Annotated in this window: 14 protein-coding genes; 6 read left to right on the forward strand and 8 right to left on the reverse strand. The window is 46.9% G+C overall.

The genetic code is table 11. The annotated features are described in order from the left end of the window. Positions 1-31: 31 nt before the first annotated feature. The 4 genes from PHQ97_02960 to aspS all read right to left on the reverse strand — a co-directional run bounded on the left by PHQ97_02960 (position 32) and on the right by aspS (position 8889). Positions 32-1642 carry a CTP synthase gene (locus tag PHQ97_02960; GenBank protein ID MDD4391693.1) on the reverse strand — a complete coding sequence of 537 codons (1611 nt, stop codon included), beginning with the start codon at positions 1640-1642 and terminating at the stop codon, positions 32-34. 482 nt (positions 1643-2124) lie between these two features. Beyond that, positions 2125-3696, reverse strand: a complete 1572-nt coding sequence (gene nifA, locus PHQ97_02965; protein MDD4391694.1) for a nif-specific transcriptional activator NifA — start codon at positions 3694-3696, stop codon at positions 2125-2127. Between the two features lie 458 nt (positions 3697-4154). Then, positions 4155-6749 (reverse strand): PEP/pyruvate-binding domain-containing protein, encoded by a 2595-nt coding sequence (locus tag PHQ97_02970; protein ID MDD4391695.1) that lies wholly within the window; start codon positions 6747-6749, stop codon positions 4155-4157. Between the two features lie 313 nt (positions 6750-7062). Continuing rightward, positions 7063-8889 (reverse strand): aspartate--tRNA ligase, encoded by a 1827-nt coding sequence (gene aspS / locus PHQ97_02975; protein ID MDD4391696.1) that lies wholly within the window; start codon positions 8887-8889, stop codon positions 7063-7065. Between the two features lie 812 nt (positions 8890-9701). Here aspS and PHQ97_02980 point away from each other — a divergent pair. Together PHQ97_02980 and PHQ97_02985 are read left to right on the forward strand one after the other, a co-directional pair. Continuing rightward, entirely contained in the window at positions 9702-10379 is a 678-nt protein-coding gene (locus PHQ97_02980; protein MDD4391697.1) for a CBS and ACT domain-containing protein, read from the forward strand. Positions 10380-10557: 178 nt separating this feature from the next. Continuing rightward, a complete protein-coding gene (locus tag PHQ97_02985) occupies positions 10558-11325 on the forward strand; it encodes a DUF2914 domain-containing protein (protein MDD4391698.1) in 768 nt (255 codons plus the stop codon). 26 nt (positions 11326-11351) lie between these two features. Here the strand turns inward: PHQ97_02985 and PHQ97_02990 are convergent, their stop codons facing one another. Beyond that, a complete protein-coding gene (locus PHQ97_02990) occupies positions 11352-12026 on the reverse strand; it encodes a DnaJ domain-containing protein (protein MDD4391699.1) in 675 nt (224 codons plus the stop codon). A 325-nt stretch (positions 12027-12351) separates the two neighbouring features. Here PHQ97_02990 and PHQ97_02995 point away from each other — a divergent pair, with 325 nt between their 5' ends. Continuing rightward, positions 12352-12777, forward strand: a complete 426-nt coding sequence (locus PHQ97_02995) for a universal stress protein (GenBank protein MDD4391700.1) — start codon at positions 12352-12354, stop codon at positions 12775-12777. Positions 12778-13234: 457 nt separating this feature from the next. On the opposite strand, the gene raiA is transcribed toward PHQ97_02995, so the two are convergent. Both raiA and PHQ97_03005 read right to left on the reverse strand, forming a co-directional pair. Continuing rightward, on the reverse strand, positions 13235-13765 hold the full coding sequence (gene raiA / locus PHQ97_03000) for a ribosome-associated translation inhibitor RaiA (protein ID MDD4391701.1): 531 nt from the start codon (positions 13763-13765) through the stop codon (positions 13235-13237). Between the two features lie 93 nt (positions 13766-13858). Then, entirely contained in the window at positions 13859-14626 is a 768-nt protein-coding gene (locus PHQ97_03005; protein ID MDD4391702.1) for a TraR/DksA C4-type zinc finger protein, read from the reverse strand. Positions 14627-15627: 1001 nt separating this feature from the next. On the opposite strand from PHQ97_03005, the gene PHQ97_03010 reads away from it, so the two are divergent. From PHQ97_03010 to PHQ97_03020, 3 genes are all read left to right on the forward strand, one after another. Beyond that, complete coding sequence (locus PHQ97_03010) at positions 15628-17439, forward strand: AAA family ATPase (protein ID MDD4391703.1); 1812 nt, start codon at positions 15628-15630, stop codon at positions 17437-17439. A gap of 80 nt (positions 17440-17519) precedes the next feature. After that, the gene (locus tag PHQ97_03015) at positions 17520-18323 is read left to right on the forward strand and encodes a hypothetical protein (GenBank protein MDD4391704.1); all 804 of its coding nucleotides are present in this window, start codon (positions 17520-17522) and stop codon (positions 18321-18323) included. A 244-nt stretch (positions 18324-18567) separates the two neighbouring features. Beyond that, entirely contained in the window at positions 18568-19728 is a 1161-nt protein-coding gene (locus tag PHQ97_03020) for a hypothetical protein (protein MDD4391705.1), read from the forward strand. 43 nt (positions 19729-19771) lie between these two features. On the opposite strand, the gene dinB is transcribed toward PHQ97_03020, so the two are convergent. Next, positions 19772-20950: a DNA polymerase IV gene (dinB, locus tag PHQ97_03025; GenBank protein MDD4391706.1), complete on the reverse strand. Its 1179-nt coding sequence runs from the start codon at positions 20948-20950 to the stop codon at positions 19772-19774. Positions 20951-20964 lie beyond the last annotated feature (14 nt).

Below are 20964 nucleotides of genomic sequence, written 5' to 3' on the forward strand. Positions count from 1 at the left end.
TGTTATTCGGTTATGATCAGCAAATCCCGTTTTATTTCAAAATCCGTAGTTTATATGTCAGTGCTGCCTCGATAAATTTCGTAAACAGCGGGTGGGGGGACCGGGGCCTTGACTTGAATTCGGGATGGAACTGGCAGCCGAGAAACCAGGCATGATCATCGAGCTCGACCATTTCCACTAATCGACCGTCCGGAGAGGTGCCGGTGATCCGAAGACCTTTTTCCACCAAGACATCTTTGTAGGCGTTATTAAATTCATACCGGTGACGGTGACGTTCGCTGATGGTTTTGGATTGATAGGCCTGCCAGGCCTTGCTGTCATTTTCCACAACGCAGGGATAGGCCCCTAATCGCATGGTCGCTCCCTTGTCGGTAATGGTTTTCTGCTCGGGGAGAAGATCGATGACCGGGTGGAGGGTATCTCTGTCAAATTCAAAACTGTTGGCATCTTTCATGCCGCATGTGCTTCTGGCAAATTCAACGACCGCCATCTGCATGCCCAGACAGATCCCGAAAAATGGAATATTGTTGGCCCGGGCATAGCCGATAGACTGAATCATGCCTTCAATGCCTCTTTTGCCGAATCCGCCGGGAACCAGGATGCCGTCAACCTCGTCCAGCTGGTGAAGTATGCCTTCGCACTCGATTTGTTCTGAATCGATAAATCTCAGCGCGACTTTGCAGTCGTTGGGGATTCCGCCGTGAGCCAGCGCTTCATTCAGGCTTTTGTAGGAATCGGTCAGATCGACATATTTGCCGACGATAGCGATACACACGTCATGGGCCGGGTGCATGATTTTGTTAACCAGAGTTTCCCATTCGCCCAAACGGGGCTCAGGGGTATGAAGATTGAGAAATTCAACGATTTTTTCATCCACCCCTTCTTTATGATAAACCAAAGGAACTTCATAGATACACTCCACATCCTTTGCGGTAAATACGGCATCTACCCCGACATTGCAGAAAAGAGAAATTTTTGCTTTGATTTGATCCGTGAGGAAATTTTCTGTCCGGCACAGAAGTATATCAGGCTGGATTCCGATTTCACGCAGCACTTTCACGCTGTGTTGAGTAGGTTTGGTTTTGACTTCACCCGCTGTTTTGATATAGGGCACCCAGGTCAGATGGATGAAGATGACATTGGATTTTCCGGCTTCATTTTTCAGCTGCCGGATGGCCTCCAGAAAGGGAAGGCTTTCGATATCTCCTACCGTTCCTCCGATTTCAACAATCGATACGTCAAAACCCTCAGCGGTTTTTCTGATAAAGTCCTTTATTTCATTGGTGATATGCGGGATGACCTGGACAGTGCCGCCAAGGTATTCCCCTTTGCGTTCCTTGGAAATTACTGAAAAATAGACCTGCCCGGTCGTCAGATTGTTTCCCCGGCTCATCCGGGTATTGCTGAACCGTTCATAATGACCGAGATCCAGATCTGTTTCCGCACCGTCATCTGTTACAAATACCTCACCATGTTGAAAGGGATTCATGGTGCCTGGATCGACATTAATATAGGGATCGAGTTTCTGGTTGGTTACTTTTAACCCGCGGCTTTCAAGAAGTGTCGCAATTGAAGCGGCTGCAAGTCCTTTTCCGAGGGAAGACAAAACCCCGCCGGTGATGAAGATTGTTTTTATCGTCATAATTATGCCTGTTCCGGTTGATAATGATTTGTATGGATGATGTTAACCCCGGAGGGTAAGCAAAATGGTGATTTTAATAAAATTTCCGGATTTTACAATTTCATCATCTATTTATAATTATTAGGTTATTCCAATCTTTAAGCAATTTATTTATGCAACGTTGGAGTTAAACGAATGTGCGAACGATATCTGTGGCGTTTATCTTTTAACGGTTGCTTTTGTGCAACGGTTACCTCCGCGTGGTCACCTTGTTTGCTGAGAATCAATCCATCACACAAGTAACACGCATGCAGATAAAAGTATGCGCAACCGCAGTTTACTCTGATGCCGGGGCGGACAATCATTCAGGATTAAATTCTGTGAGACGTTTCAGCATGTCACCTCATCAGGAAAAGAATCTATAAAATATTGCCCTGGAATAGGCAACCCTGAATTTTTACGGATTAGTAAAAAAATCCGATTCCCCGTCTTCAGGCGGCTTTTTATTTTTTTAAAATACGAAATCGTTTTGGATCAAGTTGGTATTTTGATATGCGCAGGCCAAGGATTCTCTCCGTAATTCCAAGAATTTTGCACGCTTTTGCGGCATTTCCCTTTGAGGTTTTAAGCGCATCCATGATCAAATCCCGTTCCAGATTATCCAGTGCCCACTGCATGGTTCCGTGGTAGGCCGTTCCACTGTAGTGAGAGGTCTGTAAAGAAGGCGGCAGATGATACCCGTGAATGACTCCGTCATTACTGAGGAGGACCGCACGTTCAATGCAGTTTTCCAGTTCCCTGACGTTGCCCGGCCAGTGGTAGCTCATAAACATGTCTATGGCCAGGGTGGATATCCTTGATATTTTCTTGTGATTCGCTTTTGCGCACCGTTCGACAAAGATATCTGTCAGCAGCGGGATATCTGTTTTACGCTCCCTTAACGGGGGAATGTAAATCGGAAATACATTTAAACGGTAATATAGATCTTCCCTGAATTTTTCCTCTTTTATAAGGGTTTCCAGGTTTCTGTTGGTTGCGGCGATGATACGGACATCCGCTTTATTCGTTGAACTGCCTCCAATCCGTTCATATTCAAATTCCTGAAGGACCCTGAGCAGTTTAATCTGTACGGTGGGGGGAAAGTCTCCTACTTCGTCCAGAAAAATTGTGCCGCCTTCAGCCAGTTCAAACCGGCCTTGTCGTCGGGAAATGGCGCCGGTGAATGCCCCCTTTTCATGGCCGAACAGCTCACTTTCCAGCACGGTTTCGGGCAGGGCAGCGCAATTTACCTTGATAAAAGGTTTATTGGCTCTCAAGCTGTTATAATGGAGGGCATTGGCAACCAGTTCTTTTCCGGTACCACTTTCACCCCGAATCAAAACCGTGGCACTGCTTTTACTCACCTGGGCGATAAGTTCGTATACCTGCTGCATTCCTTTGGATTTACCAATGATATTGGAAGGATGGAAGCGCTCTTTCAACTGGTTCTGGAGACGTAAATTCTCCCGGATCAATAAATCGCATTCTTCTTCAACTTCACGCCTGAGCTGAACTGCCTGCGCTACCATGGATGCGATAATTGACAGCAGGCGCAGATCTTCTTCCTGAGAAACGGATTCGTCAAACAGCCGGTCAGCACTAAGCGTTCCGATGACTTCATTACCAATTTTGATGGGAACGCAGATAAAGGAGATATCTTTTTTCTTAAGGTCCTTTCGTGAACCGGTTTTGTTCAGAAATAAAGGCTCATCGGATACATGGGGGATAACGAGAGGCTCTCCGGTTTCTACAACTTTTCCGGTCACCCCTTCCCCGATTTTATAGCGGCCTTTTTTCATTTCATTTTCGGAAAGGCCATGGGCAACATCGATAAATATCTCTCCGGTTTTTCGATTCAGCAGTGTCAACGTTCCATGGGACATGCCCATTTCCTCGGCAAGAGCGTTCAGAACCTGCCCCACCACTTCTCTTAGATCAATGGACCGGGTCAGTGTCTGGCTGACTTCCCACAGAAGGGACAGCTCCCTGACTTCTCTGTGAACATTTAGTTTTTTGTTAACGTATAAAAGTTTCATAGCATTAAACGTGTTGAATTCCTCTGTTCAGAAATGTCTATTTCCCCCATGTGCGTCAGTCTCAGATTTTAATCCTCAAAATACCCCATGTATTTCTACCGTTAAAAACTTCGACTTGCTTTAAATTAAAATCAATTATCCCGTTTCTGGATGGACATTAAATATAAAAATTTATCCTTTTCCCAAGCAGACATGAAACAGGCTCCGGGATCAGTCGAGTCATCCCAAACGTGATAAATTTTAAATATTTGCAGACGGTAAAAAATATTTTCTGCAATACCACAAAATTGTATATAAAGCCAAATAAATATGAGCGTTTTATTTACAAAAACATGAGCCAAACCTGTAAAATCAGCTAATTATAATTATAGTTTATAAGCTGTCTGCCCGAGATCAATACGAACGTGTAGCATTTATAATAGCGGTTACAGACCATCTTGTTGATCAGAGCTTCCGAATCAGCTGTGGTCATAATAGCACATGACATGCTGGGATATCAAATCTGCTGTAAATTTAAGGTTCAGTGCATCAACGTCATAGACTTTCACAATGCTGCCGTAATGACTCTGGGAAGGCACTTTATTTTCAAGCATATTCGGGAGACTGGACAGCTGAGGTGAATTGAACCGTACATCCTTGTTTTCCGGAAAAATGGCGATGTAAAATATGCGTGTTTCTACAAGATCCTGGAAAAAATGAGTCCCGAAAGAAAGTTCAGGCATTAAATTGCCGTCGGCATATGCAATTTCTCCGAGGACAGTCATATGATTAATATCGGAAAAACTGACCGGTACGCCTAATGACGGCGTCGTCGTTCCCCATCGTCCGGGACCGAGCAGCATCACCGGGCACTGGTCTTTATCCTTGATTTGACGATTCAGCCGCCCGATCAGACGCGCAATATCATACTTTTGATTCATGGACAGATCCACATAGCCTGTCGGGTCCACCATGATAATCTGTTTGATATTCCTGGAAATGCTTCCCCCCAGAAAGTTGCCGTTCATTTCCAGTAAAATGTCCGCTGTCGGGATATGTTCCGGAAATTTCATTTCCTGCACGGAACCAAGTCCTTGAAACGGTCTGCACTGAAGAAGGTTGAGCTTGAATTTTCCATCGGAAGTAAAATTCAGGGTAAACTCCGTATCTACCGGGTAATTGTAGACGGCTTCCAGTTTTTTAAGCATCCTTCGCATGACATGAGCAAAGGGGGTTTGAGACAGGAGTCCGTCAAAATTGATAATCCATGCCTTTTGATCTTTGATGCCCAGTTTTTTTATTGCCCTGTCGGTTTCATAATCCCGGATTCCCATATACGCCATTTGCAGTTCCGGAGTATCCGACATGAGTTTAAACAGCGACAGGGTTTGAAATGCATTCTCTTTCAGGTTAAGCACATCGACTTCACGCTGGCAGAACTTTCTCATGTCGTCCATGCCGGCCAGGGGCCGGCGCAGCGGCTCGTCTAATGCTACCAGCCTTGGATAGTCACCTTCGACACGGTTTACCGCGCGCGTGCCAAGCCCTAGTACCAGCCTGAGCATGCCGGCTTCAGGTTCCATGTCTTTTTTCCAGGCAAAGGGATTATAAGAAATGCCGACTCCGGCAGCATCCGGGAAAAAATAGTCCTGCCGATGAGTGCCGGATACCCGTTGAACCAGCAATGCCATTTGCTCATCGGATTTTTCAAGGCCTCTTTCAAGGCGATAGGTCAGGGCGTCTTCATTCATCGTGCTGGCATAAATTCTGCGGACGCAGTCTTCAAAATCGGCATAGCGCTGTTCCGGATTTCGCTGGTTGACGCAGAACAGGCTTTCATATTTACCCGCGAACGCATTACCGAATGAATCTTCCAGCAGGCTGCTGGATCTGACAATGATGGGTGATTGACCGAAATATTCCAGAATCCTCCAGAATTGATCTTTGATTTCATTCGGAAATTCACCGTCCTTCATCTGTTTTTTCAGAATAGCGCCTGCCTTGAAATATCCTTTGTCCGTTTTCTGCTGCATTCTCAGTTTCCACCAGCCGTTTTGGACCAGATAGCTGTAGAACACATCCGCGCCGACGTAAAATGAATCGTGAGGTTCCAGAAAGTGCTGAAAATTCATGTCCGGATCAGTGAGCAGAATTTTCCGGGCGACCAGCATTCCGGCTGTTTTTCCTCCGATAAATCCTGACCCGATGAGACGGTTTTTAATGGCCAACAGATCCTCGAGAGTAAAGAGGGTTCTGGCCAGCTCAAGCATTCCGGGTTCCCGGCTGATCATGATACGGCAGATCAGGTCGATCATTTTCTGTATTTCTTCCGCTTCTCCGGGTGATGTCAGCAGGTCTTCCACCTTCAGAAAGAGCCGGTCCCAGTAATCCAGGTGCCGTTTTGAAAGCTTTAAATTGGCGGCCGCCATATCAGAAAACAGCCGGACCGTTTCAACACTGCTGGTAATCGGGATGAACCGGTCCCCGTCTTTGATGCTCGGCAGAAACATCACGGATGAATAACGCTGCCAGACTTTTAACGGATGAACATGAAATTTTTGATTATAATGATATATATCAATGAAAACCTGAGTGGTTTCTCTGATCCGGGCAACGGTTTTGAATGAGTGCCGGTTCCTGATGATTGAAAAATAGGCTATGGTATTGAGTTCAAAAAGGTAGGGGCACATGATCATAAAAAAATTGCCGATCATCAGATCGTTTGCCCACGATAGCAACAGGTCGGACAGACAGTCGAAAACATAAAACACCTGTTCCCCTTCCTGAGTGATAATATGGTACGCCTGGGTGGAAAACGATTCAAACCCATTCTGGGCATCCAGAAAGTAGGTCGTCACATTGTCCTGAGGCGATAGAAGCGGGCTGTGATCGGCAAAACGGATATATATGACTTTCCGGTGATCTTCCAGTGCGCGTTTGACAAAAAAATCAACTACATATTTGTAATCTTTTATATCGGCGACCTGCCAGACAACATTATCGCCGATACGAAGAAAATCGATAATTTCGTCCAAGCCTGTCATCCCGGTGCTGAATCGAACCAGTGTCTTCATATCCGCCTCCGGAGCTGTGTTAAATCCAGATCAAAATACACTTACAACCCATCAACATGGTCTGTTGTGTCAGAAATGAGTTAAATGGATATCGTGGACAAACCCATGTTACCAGACAGGTCGATTATCTCAGATACGATCGTATCAATCAATGAAAAGCTTGAAGACATCATCGATGACACCAACTGGGTTCGAAGGGGCATCAAGAGATCGTGAAAAAGGCGTGAGAAAAGAAATAAGCGGATTGAATCGGGTTTACCTGATCGTCAACGGCAGGAAAACCCGATTCAAAAATTCGGCCGATACCCTCAAGTTATGCGGATTTGAGGTATTTTTTTTGCAGATTAAGCAATCCCAGCTCGGCAAGCTGTTCCCGATCCACTGTCGAGGGCGCCTGTGTCAATGGGCAGTAAGCGCTTCGGTTTTTCGGAAATGCGATGACTTCCCGGATAGATTCGGTTCCGATAATCATGGCGGTGACACGGTCCAGACCCAGTGCGATACCCCCATGAGGCGGTGCGCCATATTCAAATGCCCGGAGGAAGAAGCCGAATTTTTTTTCTATTTCTGCTTCGGTAAGACCGAGTGCCTGAAAAATTTTATGCTGAAGATCCCGGTTGTTGATTCGAATACTTCCACCGCCGAGTTCTTCCCCGTTCATTACTAAATCGTATGTACGGGATTGAAGCGTTAAAAGTTCATCCCGATTTTCGGGATTGAAATCGGTTCGATCCGGTGCCGTAAACGGATGGTGATTGGATGTAATTTGTCCGTCACTCAACCCGAAGAGTGGAAAATCGGTTACCCATACCGGACAATACCGGTTTTTCGGAATAAGCGCCAGCCGGTCTGCCAGATGAAGGCGAAGAAGGCCCAGCGCGGAGGTGACCACTTCGTAAGAGGTGTCTGCCAATATTAAAATGACATCTCCGTTTTCAGCATCGAACCGGTCCATAATTCCCCGGCGTTCCTCTTCGCTGAAAAACTGCACGATATTGGATTCCAGGCTGTTGTCCACTACCCGCATCCAGGTCATGCCCTTTGCCCCAAAGCCCGGCACAATCTGTTTGGCATACTCATTTTGCAGCACGTTTTTGCTTAAATTATCGGATTGCCCCTTTGCATTGATGCCTTTGATGCAACCGCCCCGCTGCACAATAGTCTTGAAAATACCATATTCTGTATTCGTAAAAATATCGGTTGCGTCCACAAATTTCAATCCGAAGCGAAGATCCGGCCGGTCCGATCCGGTGCTGTCCATGGCTTCCTGCCATGTCATTCGCGGAAAGGGTCTGGGAAGCGTAATGCCGCCGATCTCAAACATGCGGACGGCAAGCTCTTCAAACTGTTCATAGATAAATGTTTCATCAATGAAAGAGGCTTCCACATCCATCTGGGTGAATTCCGGCTGGCGGTTCGGACGAAGATCTTCGTCGCGAAAACAGCGTGTAATCTGGTAATATCGCTCAAATCCGCTGACCATCAAAAGCTGTTTGAACATTTGAGGCGACTGTGGCAGGGCGTAGAACTGCCCGGGGTGAACCCTGCTGGGCACCAGGTAATCGCGAGCCCCTTCCGGGGTCGTTTTGGTCAGCATCGGTGTTTCAATTTCAATAAAGCCGCTTTCATCCAGAAACGTCCGGATGCATCTGTTAATCTGGTGCCGTTTGAAAAAATTATCCTGCATGGACGGTCGTCTCAGGTCCAGATACCGGTACGTGAGCCTTAAGTCCTCTGAAACCGATTCCATGCTGCATGCGCTCGAGCCGGAAATCATGGCCTTTTCCGATATGGGAAAAGGAAGTGCTTTGGATGGGTTTAACAGGGTAAAATCAGAAACGACAATTTCGATGTCTCCGGTTTTGATATTGGGGTTTTCAGTGCCGGGTTCACGATTGATCACCTGGCCGGTGACGGCAATGCAGAATTCATTTCGCAGTGTGGCCGCATCCCTGCACAACTGAGCGGAAGTATGGCCGGGACTGAAAACGATCTGCACAATGCCGCTTCTGTCCCGTAAATGAATAAAAAGGACTTCGCCGTGGTTTCTGAACGCATCCACCCATCCGCTCAGATGGATCTGACGGCCGGTATCGGACAGACGCAGTTCTCCACAGTAAGATCGGCATTTATATGTCATGGGATGGTAATTCCTTTCTGGCTGTTGTAACGGAGCCTAATGTGATCCGAATTCATGTACGGCCTGCAAAGCTCACCCGGCCTGTGAATTTTACCCGGATTGACGTGCTCCAGATCAATTATAAATCAGGTTATATTTACAGACAAATTTTAAAAAATCAAGGATTAAGAATTTCAGTAAACATCCATTTTGGGAGGGAGCGTTTTTTGTAAATTGGAAGGTCTTCGTTTTTAACAAGCGGGAGGGATTAAATCGAAAATATTTTCTTTTTTTGACGCCCTCCCCATATTTCGATGAGTTTTACTTGACACAATGCCGTACTTTACTTAATAAGTTACAAAGGTAATCATTTAAAAACGACAAGCCGTATTGTTTTGGACACATGAGCCATCATGAAATCAAAATCAAGTCTGGAAAGAAAAAAATTTAAATCAGCGTCCTGCGGTTGGCCTGAGGAGCGCTATCGCTGGAGGAGCACTTCGTTTGGAACAAAATGCAAAATACTTTTATCTTATAATATCCTTAATGGAGCGAAGCTCACGTCCCTCAAGCACAGCGTCCCTCAATCTGTAACCTGCGGATAAAATTAGTCGAAAAGCAGGAAATTCTTATCCTGTCAAGTTAAAGGCGTCGAGAATTTCCAGGGAAGAGGCATGCTTGTGTACGCTGCAGTGAACACGGCATGAAGCACAACGCATATGAATTTTTGCAGCACCGTCAAACTTGAAATTTGAATTACCCCTACATTTTCAGAACGTATTCAACAGATTTATCACCAAAGTTGTTTTCAGTCTATAAAAGGAGATGATGTCATGTACGTTGGCCGAGTAATGCATACCGATCTTGTTACGGTGCCGCCAAACACCCCGCTGGGTGATGCAAGGGAAATCATCAAGGACAAACGCATAGATCATTTGCTGGTTGTCGACAAGTCAAAAGGTCTGGTCGGCCTTGTCTCGGACAGAGACTTGAAACAAAGCTGGGCGTCGCCCGCCACCACATTGAGCACACATGAACTGAGCTACCTTCTTGACAAAATCACCGTAGATATGATCATGGTTAAAAAAATCATCACGGTCACCCCGGACACGACCATTGAACGGGCCGCCCTGATCATGCAGGAGAATCGAATCGGCTCTCTGCCGGTTATCGATCACGACAAAAAGCTTGTCGGCATTATCACCACGACTAACGTTTTAGAAGTGCTGCTGGAAGCTCTTGGCATTGGAACAGACAGCAAACGGTTTATTGTACTGGTTAAAGACCGGATCGGATCCATAGCTGAAGTGGCAAGGATTCTCAAAGAGCAGGGAATTAATATCCTGAGTCTGGTCAGCTGGCCTGAAAAAAACTACCCCGACGTGTACCAGTTAGTCATGAGGGTCCCGGCTGAAGATGACGAAAAAGCGATATCATCGTTAATAAAAAACGGTTTTCCGGTAATTACCGAATATGTTAAAGATCATGGCCCGTTCATCAAAGCCATATAGGCTTATCAGTCGTGAGTCGTGAGTCTTCGGTCGTGAGAAGTTCTGCTGATATCCGCCTTCAGGATATTACGGCATGAAGTTTTTTTCTTTTCGGCTGCCGCCTATCTGCCACTGAACAAGACAGCCCTGGCCTGATATCCCTCTGCCGGAATCTGCCAAAGACACGTTAAGGGCCTGTATGGATAATTTTTCAATAGAGGAAAAAGATGCTCAGCTGTTGCTGAAAGTAAAGGGCAGGCAATCTCTTTCCAGACGACACCGGCATATGTGGCGAATCAGGCCGACAGTTCTGGTCCTGTGCCTTATGGTGCTGTTGATATATTCCGGATATCTGTTCTATCCCTCTATGGCGTTTAACGATAACGGACAATGGGTATCGACCCCGGAGAATTCAGACGGCAATGAAAAAACCCCGGATAAACTTTATCAGGAACCCATATCAGAAACGGCCACTGCGACAATACCGGTCTGCCGGTCTGGCGATGCTGTAAAAACAGGCACTTTCAGCTCAGAGCCGCCTTCAATTCCAAGCAACCGGACTGACCCGGCTCAGATCAGCCGTCCGGTTGCAGCCGGCTCCCGGATATCAGAGCCTTTAGCGCAATCTTCCGCAAACAGTTTAAAAATCACCCGGACCGTCGTCTGCAACGCAATCAGAGACCATCAGTTCATCGGGGAAAAGCACACGTTTTCCATTAAAAAAGACCGCAAAGCTTGTGTCTGGATGGAAGTGAATTCCAAAAATATTCCCCGTACGCTGACCCACATTTATTACCGAAATGGGACAAAGTACTGTGATGTGCCGTTAGCCGTCAGATATTCCAGAACGAGAACATGGAGCTGTATTACGCTTCGCAGACCGGATTATACCGGATTCTGGTCGGTAGAAATCACTGATGAAACCGGTCGTGTCTTAAACCGCGTTGAATTTGAAGTCATTCCCTGAATTGCGAGAGCGCCTGCACGACAAGGTTATCGGTACTTGCCGATCCCCTTGACCCGACCGACAGGGCTGACGGGGCTGACGGGTTCTGAATCGACGATACCGGTGCGGGTTCTGACATATCGGTGCTTCCGCAACGATCTCATACCCGGCGGCCTACCCGTCTGAAAATTTGGTTGACCGGATCGGAGTTCACCGTACCGGCCGGTTCCCGACTGCAGTTTCCCTTTCAGGATTTCCCTGAATCCGCGATCATCGAATTGACGCATCGAGTCGCGGTGACCGGAATTTTGTCGGGTGTTACAACTCCGTTTTTTCCCCGGACCGGTTGACAGCCGTGCCTTTTTTCCCATTTCCCGTGAAGCAAATATCCGATCCAGAACGTTGATCAAAAAAGAAAACAGGTGCTTGATAAAATGGCCGGGTTGCCGTTTTTCGCGAAATGGTAAAAATTCGCTTTGAAAATGTCCCCCGTTCAGGTTTGACGATATTTCAGACTTCCGGGCATTGATAGCTTGTTGAATGGCATGATAGGCAATATTGATATCTTTTAATTTTTCCTCGGCATTTTTTTTCAAATCCGGGTCATTTACGAACTGATCCGGATGCCAGGATTTTACCATACTTTTGTATGCCTGCTTGGCATCCTCAATCGATGCATCCTGATCAAGTCCCAATATGGCATAGTAAAAATCATTATTCATGTCAGAATTCTCTCTCAAGCTCCCGGATCATGGTGTCGAAGGGGTGAGGCTTAACCCTCAATTTCGGTTATCATAAGCCATTCGAAGGATAAGATACATAAAAAAAGTCCAATCCGATTGATATTGTTATCCATATTCAAACCTTATCCGCAATAGCAGCCAATTACCACAGCCTTCCGGAATAACCGCTGACTGAGGCGTTTGGCAGGCACTGCCCTCATTCAGCTTGACGGTACCAGAAAAGACGATGTATTTTTAAACGTGGAACTGAAGAATTTCAGACCGATGCATCCTGTCAGTTGCCTGATATACACAAGGTGGAACAATGATCCGATTAAACAAAATTTTAACCCCGGTAGACGGCTCCGATCATTCCATGCGAGCTGCCAGATATGCAGCGGCACTCGCCGGGATAGTTGATGCGGAGATCATCCTGGTTCACTGCCACAAGCCCTTTCCGGTAATTCTGGGAGAACCCTATTACCAGAAGGCTGTAATTGCCATTCTGGAAAAATCAAATGAAATGCTGGAACCCTTCCGCCAGCTTTACCTGGAACATAATCTCCGGTTTTCGGAAAGAATTCTTGAAGAACCCGCGGGAAAAGCCATCGCTGAAGTTTCCGAGATCGAACATTGTGACCTGATCATCATGGGTTCACGGGGCCAGTCAGATCTGAAGGGGCTGGTAATAGGCAGCGTGGCACATCGGGTATTGCACTCGGTGACATGCCCTGTTCTTATTGTTCGCTGATTCAGGGGAAAAAATTTAAGGGAACAGGAAAATGAATTTCCGGGCTTGATCATAACTGCGGCCATATTTTGCTGTGCGTAGCCTCTGCGTCCCGCCGGTTGCCGGCGTACGACATGGCGCGATCCGGGGGATGCCGGCAATGGGCGGGACGGACCCCGTGACATGGTGGCCGCCGTTATGATCAAGCCCGAATTTTTCCGCCCGTCCACTCGAGACATGTGAAACGCCGTAAAAAAACAATCCGCAGATTACCCAATTCGGCACAGATCAATTAAAGGGGGTATTACGTCTGCGACAATCTGCGTAATCTGCGGATCAGAATCTGATTAATCGGTGTTCTTTTTGACCGCCTGAGATCAAAGGCTTTTTTTGCCATAAAAAACACGAAACGAAGAATTCAAAAACTAAAGCAAAAGGGGGACGTACCGCTGAAGGCCTCATCCCCCCTTTTTTAATATCAGTCGACTTTGACGGTACTGGCTTGAGGTCCTTTTTCCCCCACGGACTCAATATATCGTACCGGCATGCCAACCTGCAGCGCTTCAAAGTCATGCCCGATCAGGCTGTTTTTGTGAAAATATATTTCCCTGCCTTCAGGAGTGGCAATAAATCCATACCCTTCATCAGCAAACAACTTTGCGATCCGTGCCCGGGGAGCTTCCTCATGATATTTGACATCTCCCCGCCTGCGGCTCATAGCATCCTGAAGCTGCCGCTGAGCCGTATCAAATGCGTTGTTTATGGAAACATAAAGATCCTCGTGAGGCTCTCTTTTGACAACGATTTCCGTTCCGGGTACGGTTATGTTGATCCGAACATTATACAGGACGCCTTTTTGCTGATTCCGGTGCGGAATTTCTACTACGACTGCACAGCGCATAATCTGGTCAAACATCTGATCCAGCTTTAACGCTTTTTCGCGAATAGCGGTTTCAATGGCATCAGTCAGCTCAAAATTTCTAGATGTAATCTGCAAAGGAATTTTCATCGTTTCTTCTCCATGTAGTTCATCAAAAGAATTAACGTGTTTATTATATGCAAATCAAAGCCGCCTTTATATTACACCACTGAGATAATTTTGTCACTCTTCTTCTGGAGGTGGCTGACCAGGAAACATGTAAGGCGTTTCCTCCTCCTGGGATTCGAACACATCCTCTGCGATGTTTTCGACATCCACACTTACGGGAAAATCCGATCTCCCTGAGGCATATCTTTCTCTTTCCCAAAGCACTTCATCTGTATCGAGGTAATCAATAATCGAAGGAACCCCCATTACCTCCCTGATCACCCTCAACACGATCTGATGCTCTTTTTCGCTCGGAACGGCGCCTTCCAGGTATATAACACCTTTTTTACATGATATCGCAAGTTCATCCAGATCAACTCGCCCATGGAATTTAAGCTGCTCCAGAATTACCTCCCGCAATTCCTCATCACTGAAATCTTTAAACTCAGGCGGCAACCCTGCCTGACGTATCTGTTCCCCGGCTTCAGGAAGCTTTTTTTGCCTTTTTTCATAATGCCGCGCACATTTCAGGCACAACCGAGTTGCTGGAAGTGCCTCAAGCCGTTTTAAGGATATTGGCTTCCGGCAGTTCTCGCAGTTACCGTAATCTCCCGTCTCTATTCTGTACAACGCCAGATCTATCGCTTCCAGCTGCCCGGTTCCAAACGCATCGAGCTTATCATGCAGGAGCGTAATATCCCTTTTCTGAGACTCCTCTTCCAACTCGATTTCCCGGTCACCGATCATTTTCCAGTCGGACTTGAACTGACGCAGCCGTTCAAAAATTTCACGGCGTTGTCTGAGCAATATCTCTCTGAAGCTTGCCAAATCTCGTTCGGACATAAAATTACCTCCTTTCGCCTGCAGATATAAAAAGAATATCTCGCCCTGAAAGGTTACCGTACGGGAAAACCGATAATATCGCACATCCTGTGCTGTCGAGGGGTTGCGGAATGTTCACTCAGCTGTGTCAGCATCAAGCCCGGATCCGCGACATCCTTTTATTTCGCATCATCCGGGTTGGAAAAGGGTATACCGCCCGAAAGCATATGCAATCCGGGACAAAACGGCCATTTCGCCTCAAAACAGAGTCTCGTAAAGATGAAATTTTGAAATGATTTAAATATTATATATCATGCAGCAATTATTTTGTAAAGATTGTCGGCTTGATTTCAAATTCAACACAACAGGGTAAAACCCGACCGCTTCAACCGGCTGTTGAAAAACAAAAATCGGGGCTTGATCATAACTGCGGCCATATTTTGCTGTGCGTAGCCTTGAAGTCCCGCCCATTGCCGGCGTACGGCATGGCGCGATCCGGGGAAAAGATGTCGGGGCCATGAAGCGTTAAGAAGCGCAAACTGTTTGAGGCTTGCCGAGTTTTTGCGCTTTAGATTCATGGGGCCGGCATCCCCCGGATCGTGCTGGAGAAGCCGGCAATGGGCGGGACGGACCCCGTGACATTGTGGCCGCAGTTATGATCAAACCCAAAAATCGGATCACCAGATAAAATGCGCAGCGATTCGACAGGCGCATTACGCATATGTGAGCATTTTCAGGAGCCGCACAGCGCGCCTGGTGGCCTCAGAGCCAGTTTTACAAAACTCTGTCAAACCACGCGTAACGGCAAGCACTCCGACCCTGCCCTTCAGCATTTTCCCGCAACCGTTATCAATTGGGCTTGAAGTCTATGAGCCAATATGCTCTAACTGTAATCATCGGAAGCAAGGCAAAACCGTAGAGCAATTTTTCATTAAATTGACATATTTCATCATCGATCCATCCGGTATGCCCTCTGACAGCATTCAACGATCCGAAAACTTGTCCAAGGAGACCTTGCATACATGTATAAACAGTTTTTCGGATTCAAGGAAAAACCATTTAAACTGGTCCCGAATCCGTCCTACCTGTTCCTGAGCAGATGCCATGAAGAAGCATTGGCTCACCTGACCTATGCCGTTTCTCAAAGCGATGGGTTTGTGGAAATTACCGGTGAGGTCGGCACAGGCAAAACGACACTTTGCCGGGTTTTCCTCGAAACGTTGGGCGACAACGTGGAAGTGGCCTATATTTTCAATCCCAGGTTAGATTCGCTTCAACTGCTCAAAGCCATAAATGATGAACTTGGGATTCGATCCGATGCTGAAAATACCAAAGATCTGATCGACATACTCAACCAGTTCCTCATGGAAAAAAAGGCTGCCGGCCGCACAGTCATCCTGCTGATCGATGAGGCCCAGAACCTGTCCGAAGAGGTCCTTGAACAGCTGAGGCTGCTTTCCAATCTCGAAACCACCCTTTCCAAGCTCATACAAATTATCCTGGTCGGCCAACCGGAACTAGGGAAAAAACTCGATTCACCGAATCTCAGGCAGCTCGCCCAGAGAATTACCCTGCGATACCATCTCAGGCCTCTTTCCCGCAAAGAGACAAAGGCATATATACAACATCGCCTCCATATAGCCGCTCAAAAGCCGGATATACGGTTTTCACCATCGGCCTGCCGAAAAATTTTTTACTTCTCAGGCGGAATCCCCAGACTCATCAATATCGTCTGCGACAGGGCGCTTCTGGCAGCTTATGTCCGGAATGAACACCAGATCACCGGCCGGCTCGCAGCCTCCGCCATCTCGGAACTAAGGTCAGGAGCGCGTCACAGGTTTTCCCGTTACCCCGGACTGATCACTCTTGCGGCGGCGCTATTGGTATCCGGTATCATCACGGTGCTGGTCACGTCATACGGGACAAACGTGAGAAACGCACTCTCCCTTTTACACCAGCGATCTCCGGCCACCAGCGAAACTGCCCGCAATCCGGCCGACACGGTTCAACCCAAAGACGATCATCACGCCGCAGCAGTATCATTTGACGCAGTCAACCCTACCCAATTTGAATACAAGCCGGAACCAAGGCCGCTGCAGGCCGATAAACCGGATTCGTCTACGTCCATAAACCTGAAGGAAGACGAAGGTCAACATTCTGTACCCGCCTCCGGAGTTACACGGGATCTGTCCGGATATCTCGCCAGTATCTATCCGAACACCTCAAGAGTTGAGGCATTTCGAACCGCAGTCAGTCAATGGGCTACGGACAGAACCATATCCTCATACCTTGAAGATGTGAATCTGAATGATGATGATTTTTTTTACTTTTTGGCAAAGCAACACGGATTGACCTGCACCCGGATAAAGAACAGCCTCGCACTGATCGGGCATTTGAATCTTCCGGTGGTCCTTAAATGCCAGCTTCCGGATACGGAAGCGACCATTTACCTGACATTGATTCAATGGTATGGTATGAAACTAAAAATTCAGGCAGGACAGGATCAAAAACCCTTGATCGTTGATAAAGATCAACTGGCATCTATCTGGACCGGTGGAGGCTATATACTTTGGAAAAACTTTTCGGCCTGCACCGGAACAATTCCCATGAATTGCCCTGAAGAATCGATATTGACACTGAAACTATTATTAAAAGACATCGGGTTCGGTCATCTCCCCTTCAACACCCATTATGATGCCCAGACCCGCTCCGCGGTTCAATTTATTCAGCAGAAACACGGGCTTCAGGTGGACGGTGTTGTAGGGCCGCTGACGAAAATCGCAATCTATAATGACAAACCGGGGTTGCCGATACCGCATCTTATATCCCGATAGGCAGTACCCCCTAAAAAGACAGTTTTTTTTTTAAAAATTCATGGTTGATTTAACATAACCTTTTAAAAAGTGGACCCCCGTTGAGTACCATATTAAAGGCCTTAAAAAAACTTGAAAACGAGACACCGCAACCGGTCGAAAAGGCATATATTTTCAAGAACTTCAATGCCCGGCAGGCCATCGGCAGCAGGACCGGCCATTCGAACCTGCTAAAGGCCACCACCATCATCGCGCTGTGCGGTATCATTCTGACAGCGATGATATGGTTCAGCATAAGAAAGGCCTCGATACTGAATGAAAAAAAAACAGCGCTTTCGGCCTTTTTGCCGTCAACCATCACGACAGTGACTCCCCAAAAAGCGAAGCCGCATACGGAAGCAACGTCTCTGCCCCATCAGATTCAAAATAACGGGCAACCGTTCTCACCGCTCGTTTCCGAAACCTCGAAGGCAGCAGAAGGCGTTTCATCGGTCTCTGTTCCAAACCCACAGACAGAGGTATCGGAAACGATCTCCGGCAGCCCTTCATATGATCCGGTGAAGAGAGTTACCCCGACTGATAACAATGATACAATCCCGGATATCTCCCCCCGCTTTTCACCTGAAAGCGAGTCAGCTGTCACACCGGGGACCGTTGTCACAAATGCCGAAAAAAGCAAAAACCCCATTGAAATCATAGCCGAAAAATCAACTGAAGAAACGGGAATAAAAATTGAGGCCATTGCATGGTCTGAAGACCCCGGGCAACGGATTGCCGTCATCAATGGTCATATTGTCAGGGAAGGTACTGCAGTCAACGGATTTTATATTCACAGAATCGGTATGGAAGAAGTGATCTTTAAAGAGGGGCAGGCGTTGTGGAAAATCATATTCCGAACCTATTAAATCCGGAACCTGCCCGAGGGGCTACTTATCCGCTAAACAACATTCACTGGCAACCCGGATGAACCTGTTCCCGTCATCGCATAAAGGCCTCGGCAAGAATAAATTTCGCAGGATTTCTGAGTCTCGCAAACTCGCTTGCCTTAATGGCCTTCAAGGCAGTGCCTTTTATTCTTGCCTACGCCCTAATATCAACATCAACTTTTACAAAAAATATTGCTACCCTATCAGTAAAGGAACAAACAGAATGGCACTATATAACCTTACGGAATTTTTAAAAATATCATCCGTATTAAACTATAATCTCAGCGCGAGTTCGTTAAACCGGTATAATGTGCTGACCTATATAATGGACGATAAGCTTCTTCATCCGGAAGAGCAACAGAACCTGGAACAAAAAGGCCTCGCCATGGAAGCGTTGAATTATCTGTTTAACGCATACAGCGAGAAATCCAGGAGACTGGGGCCGATGGCAATCCTTCATCCACTCAGAGCGACGGCTCTGTTCTGCCGCGCCTTCAACAATCTCACGTTAACGGATATATTAAGTTTATTATTTCATGATGTTCCGGAGGATATCCGTTCCCGTGACTATGAGGCCTCCCGATGGAACATGATGGAAGCTCAGATGCATGCCCTGTATGATCGAATGGACACCATCAAAGCACAAAAATTAAAACAACGCCTTGACAGTCTGACCAAACGGGATGAAGAATCCTACTTCAGTTATATCGGAAGATTACTGGATTCCTCAAAAGATGACCCCATGGTAGTACAGATCAAAATGGCCGACCGGCTGGATAATACGCTGGATATGAGAATCGACATTCATGACCCACTGGAAGAAATTAATTTTTTTGAAACATTTTTTCAAATCCTGTTTCAAAATAATTACAAAGGGCACATGCCCAAAAGGTCCCACCCGCCATCTTCTTATCTGAACGGATCAAAACGGTTATATCAGTTGTTTAAAAATACGGTATTATTGTCACTGATTCGGAAAACCCGGATCATCGAAGATAAGCAGTCCCCCCAGATTCTGTTCAATGCCATTGCGGAAGCCAGTTTAAATGAAGCCCAGCGGATTTTAATCCACCTGATAGATTATCATTACAGAGACGTGAAACAACAGCGTGCCATCCTTCTGGAAGTCCTTGACTACTGCTACAGCGGCAAAAGCTGCATGGTAACGCGTCCGGATTCCCACCAGCAGCTTGATGGATTATTTTATAACTATTTTGGAATTATCGACAAAGATCAGCGGAATCAGCAGATTGCTAAACTATATCAGAACAAACCCCTCATGATGCAGGCATCGGTTGCATTTATTGTGATATTCTTAAGCTTTCTGGATAATCCGGGGTTTTATGTCAAGGGAATCAGTAACCAGGGGGTGACACCAGAATAGTAAGAAGGGGGAAAAACTGGAAGCAGATGGCTCAAGCGGCCGGCTATTGACTCAACTTTACGCCTTCCGGCGGGGCAATCTGGCTTGCCCGCTGGACAGCACCCTTCCCGAACCGAAAAGATATGGTATCAATCGCCTTGTCTATCTTCTCCCATGAAAATGAATTTTGTTTCTGAGAAAGCAACGCCATTTGAACCGGCATGGTTTCAGGGAGAAGATTTGAGGCACAGACACCGACCAATCTGACTCGCTGGTGAAGGCTGATCTTTTTGAACAGATCGACAGCTCTCTGATAAATTATTTCCGAAGACTGGGTGGGGGTTAAGAGGGTTATGCTTCGCGTAATCTGTTTAAAATCCGAATACTTAATCTTGATCGTAACCGTGTTTGCCCGGGTTCCCGTTTTTCTGAGATCACCGGCTACTGTCTGAGCCTGTCTCAATATATATTGAGTTATCAACTGACGGTCGCCGGTATCAATTTCCAGGGTATCTTCACTGCTTACGGATTTATGATGCCGTTCGGTAACAACGCGTGAGTGATCCAGGCCTTTTGACAGTTCGATCAACCGCCGCCCGGCTTTGCCAAAATTTTCCGCAAGGACTTTTTCCGGATAGCGGTTAATCTCCCCGAGAGTCCGGATTCCTATCCGTTTAAGAAGACGGGCCATGACAGCGCCCACGCCCGGGACTTTCCCCACAGGGAGGGTATCAATAAAATCCATGGCTTTCTCCGGGGTGATCAGGGTCAGCCCATCAGGCTTTTTCAGCTCTGAAGCGATCTTTGCCAGAAATTTATTAGGCGCAATCCCCACCGAACATGTCAGGTTGAATTTTTCCTTAATTTTTTCCTTTACGGCATTTCCGATATGCTCCGGAGGCCCGTAGAGCCTTCCGCAACCCGATATATCCACATAGGCTTCATCAATTGAAACCGGTTCGACCAAAGGGCTGAACGCTTCAAGCGCAGCCATAATATTATCTGACACCGCTTTATACCGCCTCATTCTCGGCGCCACGATCACAGCCCGGGGGCAGCGGCGCCTTGCCTCAAACATGGGCATGGCAGAATGAACCCCATAGACCCGGGCTTCATAACTGGCTGTTGCTACGACCGCACGATTTGTCATCCCGCCCACTATCACACACCGGCCCTTGAGGTGCGGGTTATCCAGCTGCTCCACAGAAGCATAGAACGCATCCATGTCGACATGCAGAATCATGTCACGTTCCTTCC

Source organism: Desulfobacterales bacterium (assembly GCA_028704555.1).
Lineage (GTDB): Bacteria > Desulfobacterota > Desulfobacteria > Desulfobacterales > JAQWFD01 > JAQWFD01.

Coding starts and splice junctions, on each gene's coding strand:
- PHQ97_02960 (MDD4391693.1), bottom strand. CDS start 1,642: ATGACGATAAAAACAATCTTCATCACCGGCGGGGTTTTGTCTTCCCTC.
- nifA (MDD4391694.1), bottom strand. CDS start 3,696: ATGAAACTTTTATACGTTAACAAAAAACTAAATGTTCACAGAGAAGTC.
- PHQ97_02970 (MDD4391695.1), bottom strand. CDS start 6,749: ATGAAGACACTGGTTCGATTCAGCACCGGGATGACAGGCTTGGACGAA.
- aspS (MDD4391696.1), bottom strand. CDS start 8,889: ATGACATATAAATGCCGATCTTACTGTGGAGAACTGCGTCTGTCCGAT.
- PHQ97_02980 (MDD4391697.1), top strand. CDS start 9,702: ATGTACGTTGGCCGAGTAATGCATACCGATCTTGTTACGGTGCCGCCA.
- PHQ97_02985 (MDD4391698.1), top strand. CDS start 10,558: ATGGATAATTTTTCAATAGAGGAAAAAGATGCTCAGCTGTTGCTGAAA.
- PHQ97_02990 (MDD4391699.1), bottom strand. CDS start 12,026: ATGAATAATGATTTTTACTATGCCATATTGGGACTTGATCAGGATGCA.
- PHQ97_02995 (MDD4391700.1), top strand. CDS start 12,352: ATGATCCGATTAAACAAAATTTTAACCCCGGTAGACGGCTCCGATCAT.
- raiA (MDD4391701.1), bottom strand. CDS start 13,765: ATGAAAATTCCTTTGCAGATTACATCTAGAAATTTTGAGCTGACTGAT.
- PHQ97_03005 (MDD4391702.1), bottom strand. CDS start 14,626: ATGTCCGAACGAGATTTGGCAAGCTTCAGAGAGATATTGCTCAGACAA.
- PHQ97_03010 (MDD4391703.1), top strand. CDS start 15,628: ATGTATAAACAGTTTTTCGGATTCAAGGAAAAACCATTTAAACTGGTC.
- PHQ97_03020 (MDD4391705.1), top strand. CDS start 18,568: ATGGCACTATATAACCTTACGGAATTTTTAAAAATATCATCCGTATTA.
- dinB (MDD4391706.1), bottom strand. CDS start 20,950: ATGATTCTGCATGTCGACATGGATGCGTTCTATGCTTCTGTGGAGCAG.